Origin of the sequence: Pseudomonas sp. R62 (genome assembly GCF_000257605.1) — a bacterium.
In the GTDB taxonomy this organism is placed as follows: domain Bacteria; phylum Pseudomonadota; class Gammaproteobacteria; order Pseudomonadales; family Pseudomonadaceae; genus Aquipseudomonas; species Aquipseudomonas atacamensis.
Window position 1 is genome coordinate 898460 of sequence record NZ_JH635999.1, and the last position, 5594, is coordinate 904053.

5 protein-coding genes are annotated in these 5594 nt (G+C 60.0%); 3 read left to right on the plus strand and 2 right to left on the minus strand.

Going from position 1 to position 5594, the window contains the following annotated elements; genetic code table 11:
* The coding region (locus tag OQK_RS22445) for an efflux RND transporter permease subunit (protein WP_038861574.1) at positions 1-1812 on the plus strand (1812 nt) is incomplete at its 5' end.
* Here OQK_RS22445 and OQK_RS22450 read toward each other — a convergent pair.
* A complete protein-coding gene (locus tag OQK_RS22450; protein ID WP_016774386.1) occupies positions 1790-2725 on the minus strand; it encodes an NADP-dependent oxidoreductase in 936 nt (311 codons plus the stop codon). The genes OQK_RS22445 and OQK_RS22450 overlap by 23 nt on opposite strands.
* Positions 2726-2785: 60 nt before the next feature.
* On the minus strand, positions 2786-3217 hold the full coding sequence (locus tag OQK_RS22455) for a DoxX family protein (RefSeq protein ID WP_016774387.1): 432 nt from the start codon (positions 3215-3217) through the stop codon (positions 2786-2788).
* A 295-nt stretch (positions 3218-3512) separates the two neighbouring features.
* Here OQK_RS22455 and OQK_RS22460 point away from each other — a divergent pair, with 295 nt between their 5' ends.
* A complete protein-coding gene (locus OQK_RS22460) occupies positions 3513-4346 on the plus strand; it encodes an oxidoreductase (protein WP_016774388.1) in 834 nt (277 codons plus the stop codon).
* A gap of 180 nt (positions 4347-4526) precedes the next feature.
* Positions 4527-5594, plus strand: a 1068-nt coding sequence (locus OQK_RS22465; protein WP_274380922.1) for an MFS transporter, incomplete at its 3' end; no start/stop codon positions are given.

The following is a 5594-nucleotide window of genomic DNA, read 5'->3' on the forward strand; positions in this document are numbered from 1 at the left end:
AAGATGGAGGAGGGCTACGACCGCATCAAGGCCTCCGCTTATGCCTGGAGCCACACGGCAGCGCCAATGCTGGCCGGTACGCTGGTGACGGCGATTGGCTTTCTGCCCAACGGATTCGCGCAATCAACGGCGGGCGAATACACCAGCAACATGTTCTGGATTGTCGGCATCGCGCTCATTGCGTCGTGGGTCGTCGCCGTGGCTTTCACGCCGTACCTGGGCGTGAAGCTGTTGCCGGACATCAAGAAAGTCGAAGGCGGGCACGCGGCAATCTACGACACGCCGCGCTATAACCGTTTCCGGCGTGTTCTGGCGTGGGTGATCACGCGCAAATGGCTGGTGGCCGGTGCGGTGGTCGCGCTGTTTGCCGTTGCGATTCCAGGCATGGGGCTGGTGAAGAAGCAGTTCTTTCCGACCTCTGACCGCCCCGAAGTGATGATCGAAGTGCAGATGCCCTACGGCACGTCCATCGAGCAGACCAGTGCCGCGGCGGCCAAGGTCGAAGCCTGGCTGCATCAGCAGGAAGAGGCCAAAATCGTCACCGCCTATATCGGTCAGGGTGCACCACGGTTTTTCCTGGCGATGGCGCCGGAGTTGCCGGACCCATCGTTCGCCAAAATCGTTGTGCTGACCGACAGCCAAAACGCCCGTGAAACTCTGAAGTTGCGTTTGCGCGAAGCGGTCGCCGAAGGGCTTGCTCCAGAGGCGCGGGTTCGGGCGACGCAGATCGTATTCGGCCCGTATTCGCCATTTCCGGTGGCCTACCGGGTGATGGGGCCTGATCCGGCGAAATTGCGCGACATCGCCGAGCAGGTCAGGGCGGTGATGCAGAACAGCCCGATGATGAGAACCGTCAACACTGACTGGGGGCCGCTGACGCCGACCTTGCATTTCAACCTGGATCAGGACCGCTTGCAGGCGGTGGGGCTTACGTCCAGCGCGGTCGCCCAGCAGTTGCAATTTCTGCTCAGCGGCGTGCCGATCACGGCGGTGCGCGAAGACATTCGTTCCGTGCAGGTCGTTGGCCGTGCGGCGGGCAATATCCGCCTTGATCCGGCGCAGATCCAAGGCTTCACCCTGGTCGGCGCAGCGGGGCAGCGCATCCCGCTGTCGCAGATCGGCCAGGTCGAAGTGCGCATGGAAGACCCGATCCTGCGCCGCCGCGATCGCACGCCGACCATCACCGTGCGCGGCGACATCGCCGAAGGTTTGCAGCCACCGGACGTGTCCGGCGCGATCATCCAGCAGTTGCAGCCGATTATCGAAAACCTGCCTTCCGGCTACCGGATTGAACAGGCGGGCGCCATCGAAGAATCCGGCAAGGCCGGCAAAGCGATTCTGCCGTTGCTGCCGATCATGATCGCCATGACGCTGCTCATCATCATCGTCCAGGTACGCTCGATCTCGGCGATGATCATGGTCTTCCTCACCTCGCCGTTAGGCTTGATCGGTGTGGTGCCGACGCTGCTGATCTTCAACCAGCCATTCGGTATCAATGCGCTGGTCGGGTTGATTGCGCTGTCCGGGATTCTGATGCGCAACACGCTGATTCTGATCGGGCAGATCCATCACAACGAGCAGGAAGGGCTGGCGCCGTTCCATGCCGTGGTTGAAGCGACAGTGCAACGGGCGCGGCCGGTGTTGTTGACCGCGCTGGCGGCGATTCTCGCGTTCATTCCGCTGACCCACTCGGTGTTCTGGGGCACGCTGGCGTACACGCTGATCGGCGGCACGTTTGTTGGCACCATCATCACGCTGGTGTTTCTGCCGGCGATGTATGCGATCTGGTTCAGGATTCGGCCTGAGCGCTGACATCGAGCACGATTTTTCCCCGGGTGTGTCCGGCCCAGCTTTGTTTAACCGCGTCGACAACTCCTGTCAGCGGTACCACTTGAGCCTCAAGGCTGAGCTTGCCGGATGTGAACAGCGCGGCAATCTCGGCCAATTGGCTGCCATCGGAGCGGGTGGCGAAATTTTTGCCACTCACACCGTGCTCGCTTGCCTTCTGTGCAGAGGGTGCGCTTACGGGGGAAACCAGAACGCCCCCGCGCTTGATCACACTCCATGAGCGGTTCTGAGTTTCGCCGCCGACCAGATCAATGACCGCATCGAGGTCAGCAACGCTGTCTTCGAATTTAGCCGTGGTGTAGTCAATCACCTCATCGGCGCCAAGTGAACGCAGATAGTCGTGGTTCTTCGCAGAGCTGGTCGCGATCACATATGCACCGGCAAGGCGGGCGAGCTGGATTGCGAAGCTGCCCACGCCACCTGAGCCGCCGTGAATGAGGACTTTTTGACCTGCCTGAATTCCGGCGTGTTCATGCAGAGCTTGCCAAGCGGTCAGCGCTGCCGCCGGCACGCCGCCGGCCTCTCGCAACGACAGGGTTGTCGGCGTGTGGGCCAGACGATCTGGCGTTGAGAGGGCCTGGGTCGCATATCCGCCGGTAATCCCGATAAACCCGAACACCTTGTCGCCAACGACAAAGTCTCTGACATTCCTGCCCACCGCGGCGACTGTGCCTGAGACTTCCACGCCAGGCGTGTAGGGCAGTGGCAGAGGAATGAATTGCTGCATGGCACCGGAGAGGATTTTCCAATCGATTGGATTGATCCCACTACCGGCAACATTGATTAACACCTGATCGTCATTGGGTTTCAGATCCGCAAGTTCTTTGAGCTCCAGCGCTTCTGCCTGGCCGTACTGCGCGACTTGGATCGCTTTCATGATTCTCTCCGTTGTGATGGTCAAGGCTCGTCGGAAGAAATGGACGCGCCGGCGATTCGATTAGTGGCGACGTGCGTCGAGGCTGAAACGCCCTGCGCCGAAAGAAACGATCTGCAAGAGCCCACCGGCCATGGCGATATTCTTGAAGAAGTGAATGAACTGATTCTGGTCCGCCAGGGCGTTATGGAAAATCAGTGCGGTCAGTACGCTGAAAATCACCAACAGCGCTGCGGTGGTACGTGTGCGATAACCGGCGATCAACGCTACGCCGCCGAGAACCTCGACAGCAATCGCTACGCCCAACGCCAGTGCGGGAAAAGGCAACCCGACAGAGCCGATGTAGCCAATCATCATGGCCGGTGCCGCGATTTTCGACAGGCCCGAAAGAATGAAGATCGCGCTCAGAAGAATCCGCCCGATCAAGGAAACGCTGCTGTTGAGGTTGGAAGACGTTGAAGCAGTGACGCTGGAAATTGTGGCTGCGTGGGACATGACGTGGATTCCGCTGATTTCAGCGCTTCACCATGAAGCGCCGTTGTGGAGCAGATGATGTCACCGCGCAGCTTTGCGCAATAGCCGACAAGTTTCGATGATCAGGTTCGAAAAAATAGAAATGCAGCAGATATCGAAGGGGACCTTCCTCTGTGGTTAGCGACGTGTGTTGGTGAGCAGAATCAGGCAAATGTCGCGGACTAATCGGATAACAGCGGCGGGGCGGATTCGGTACGTTGGTCTCGAACGCGGTTCAGCCGAATCCTGAACCGCCGCTATCAAGAGGAGTACTGCAATGAACGAGACTAAGGTTTGGTTGGTTACAGGCTGTTCCACCGGGTTCGGTCGCCACATCGCCACGGCGCTGCTGAATGAGGGTGAGCGTGTGGTGGTCACGGCGCGCAACACACAGCAGATCGAGGATCTGGCCGCCCTCGGCGACGCTTTGATTCTGCCTCTGGACGTGACCGATCCGGCGCAGGCGATGCAGGTCGTACAGGCGGCCGAGCATCGCTTCGGGCGCGTGGACGTGCTGATCAATAACGCCGGCGTTGGCTATTTCTCATCGGTAGAAGACAGCGACGATGAAGCTGTTCGGCGGATGTTCGAGGTCAACTACTTCGGCACGGCCAATATGATTCGCGCAGTACTGCCAGGCATGCGCAAGCGGCGCACCGGCATGATCGTCAACCTCACATCGGTAGGCGGTCTGGTCGGGTTCGAAGCGGTCGGCCATTACTGCGCGACGAAGTTCGCCGTGGAGGGCCTGTCGGAAAGTCTGCGCGCCGAAGTTGCGCCACTGGGTATCGGCGTGATGACCGTTCAGCCCAGCGCCTTCAGAACCCAATGGGCGGGGTCTTCGGGCGCCGCGCAAACGGTGGCCGAGGATTACCAGGCAACCGCCGGCGCTGCGATGCGCGCATATCAGCAATCTGTTGGCAATCAAGCTGGCGACCCAGCCAGGGCGGCAGCGGCAATCTACGCCGCGGTTACCTGCGCAGCGCCGCCGGCGCGCCTGCTGTTGGGCAATGAAGCCTATGAGGCAGCGCAGGCGAAGCTTGCCGCCATGGGCCGCGAGTTCAGCGCATGGGAATCTACCGCCCGTGGCGCGGACTTCCCGACGGCCTGACAGGCGAAGCCCGCACTGATGGCATGGACGCTACAGAATCAGGCAAACACCTGAGAGGAGTGAGTTAACGGGGACGACGCGGTGCGGGAAAAACTGGGCGAGTGAGTTGACTCGCCCAATTTTGAACGGCATTTACCGAGGAGTATTTGTATGAATTCGTCGTCCCCGTCCCGACCTTTCATGTGGCTTTGCGCATTCGCAGCGGGGTCCATGATCGCTAATCTCTATTATCTGCAGCCGATCCTGTCGTTGGTAACGGGGACATTTGATATTCCGCTCGCCACGTCCGGCCTGCTGGTGAGTTGCGCTCAACTTGGCTACACGCTGGGCATTGTGCTGGTCGTCCCGCTCGGTGACGTCCTCGAAAGAAGAGCGCTTCTGAGCCGGATGTTTACCATCAACGCACTAGCGCTGTTTGTGGCTGCGGCCAGCGCGAATTTCTTGTTGTTCTGCGCCGCAGTGTTGATCAGTGGAGTCACGGCATCCGCTGCCATGTTGATTGTGCCGTACGTAGCGTCCATCGCAGCTGAGCATCGGCGCGGTCAAGTGATCGGCGTGGTGATGACCGGTGCCTTGCTCGCGATACCGCTGTCGTGGCTGGTCTCCGGCGGTATCGGCAACGCGGCAGGGTGGCGCTTGGTGTACGCCAGCGCCGGGTGCGCGGCGCTGATCCTGCTCATGCTGCTCAGAATCACCTTGCCAACCGAGCCCGAGCGCCGAGGCCAGCCCGTGCGCTATGAGCAGTTGATGCGCTCGTTGTGGCAACTCATCCTCGAGTATCCAGCGCTTGCTCGCCGGGCGCTTTACGGTGCGCTGGGAATGGCCAGCTTCAGCATGTTGTGGACTGGATTACCAATACTGTTGTCGCAACCGCCGTTCGATTTTTCGACTTCGAGCATCGGACTGATCGGGCTCACGGGAGTGACTGGCGCGTTGATTCCCGGTGTGGTTGGCCGGCTCTGTGATCATGGCTACCGGCACGCGCTGGCATTCGGGTTGGCCTCGTTGATGATACTGGCCTGGGCGGTGCTGAGCTTTGCGGCGACAGGGCTCTGGATAATAATCGCTGCCGCAATGGCCTTGAACGTTGGCGTAATGGGCTTGCAGATCACCCATCAATCGGTCATCTACAAACTGGCCCCCGCAGCCAATTCACGGATTACCGCGGTGTTTATCAGTATCAACTTTGTTGGCGGCGCTATTGGCTCCGCAGTTGCAAGTTTCGGTATTCGGTATGTCGGCTGGGAA